Origin of the sequence: Acidaminobacter sp. JC074 (assembly GCF_022496765.1) — a bacterium.
In the GTDB taxonomy this organism is placed as follows: Bacteria; Bacillota; Clostridia; order Peptostreptococcales; family Acidaminobacteraceae; genus JABXKX01.
On the sequence record NZ_VANV01000063.1, the window covers coordinates 1 to 1,681 of the forward strand.

Genomic DNA, 1,681 nt, shown 5'->3' on the forward strand with positions numbered 1-1,681 from the left:
GGGAGTGTAAAATAAAGTGTGTAAATCAGAACTAAGGATCTGATAGCACACTTATTTTTATTGACTTTGTGTGCTACAATCTAGAAAGGACACAAAGGATGGTAAATGAAGTAATGGCGTCAAGAAAACAAAGAAACAGAAAATCAAATGCATTAGCTGAAATGATTATRAAAGAGTATGATCTCAAGAGTTCAGATGATGTCCAAGATGCTCTAAAAGATGTATTTGGTCCAATCTTTGAGGCAATGCTGCAAGGTGAAATGGACAATCATTTAGGATATGAAACAAACGATAGATCAGAAAAAGAAACCAAGAATAGAAGAAATGGTTATACTAAGAAAAATGTAAAAACAACGCTTGGTGAGGTGCCAATCGAAGTACCTCGCGATAGGGATTCAAGTTTTGATCCTCAGATAATCCAAAAGCGTCAAAGAGACGTTAGCGGTATCGAAGATAAAGTTATAGCAATGTATGCAAGAGGCATGAGTCAAAGAGATATAGCCTCTACTATAGATGATATCTACGGTTTTGAAATATCACACGAAATGGTTTCAGACATAACTGATAGAGTCTTAGATGAGGCTTCAGAGTGGCAAAACAGACCCTTGAAGAAATTTTATACTTTCCTCTTTGTAGACTGTATGTACGTTTCAATCAAGAAAGATTATGAAACAAAAAGTTACGCTGTTTACACAATCTTAGGATACGATGTAAACGGCAAAAAGGATCTATTGGGACTTTGGTTAAACGAGACGGAGAGCAAGCATGTCTGGATGCAAATATTCGATGAAATTAAAGCTCGTGGTGTAGAAGATATTCTCTTCATCTCAATGGATGGTGTTTCAGGATTAGAGGCTGGAGCTAAGGCCATTTTCAAAGATGTGGTTGTCCAAAGATGCATTGTTCATTTGATTAGAAATTCAATCAAGTATGTTCCTAGTAAGGACTATAAGCCTTTTACAGCAAGTTTAAAGAAAGTGTATGGTGCAGCAAGCTTAAAAGCAGCAGAGGCTGAATTTGAAAGATTCAAACAGTCTTGGAGCAGTTACCCAGGTGCTGTAGACGTATGGACAAGAAATTGGAGTCATGTAGAGCAACTATATAATTATGGAAGTGCTGTTAGAAAGGTAATGTACACAACAAATGCAGTAGAAAGTGTAAATGCAAGTTTTAGAAAAGTTACTAAAAAAGGAGCATTTCCAAACGAAAACTCATTGATCAAATTATTATACCTTAGAGTAACAGAACTCTATAAAAAATGGGGCAACAGGCCCGTAAACAATTGGGCAATGGTTAGAAATCAACTATCTGTTAATGAAGCTATGCAAGCTAGAATAATGAAGTTTGAAGCTTTATAGGAGAGCAAATGAAAAACATTAATCTAATTAAGTTATTGAGTGAATTTGACCCCGAGTCAGAGGTTTCAATTCAAGTYAAAGATACTAATCATGATACCAATACGACTAGTTACGATATTAGCTATAAGCTTAATGATAATRATGAACTAGTTCTAATTGTATCGATAGATTAAACATTTAAATGATATTCCATGGGTTCTCCCCAATTATACATTTCCATATTTTAACTGTTTGATTTTAAATAAACAAATGAAAAAATCAGTGGTCAATAAATGATCACTGATCTAAATTAAATAAATTTACACACTTTACTTGACAAACCC

1 protein-coding gene is annotated in these 1,681 nt (G+C 34.4%); it reads left to right on the forward strand.

All coding sequences use genetic code 11. The features are described from left to right. Positions 1-113: 113 nt before the first annotated feature. The gene (locus EZV73_RS28200; protein WP_255814239.1) at positions 114-1,358 is read left to right on the forward strand and encodes an IS256 family transposase; all 1,245 of its coding nucleotides are present in this window, start codon (positions 114-116) and stop codon (positions 1,356-1,358) included. The last annotated feature ends 323 nt before the right edge of the window (positions 1,359-1,681 follow it).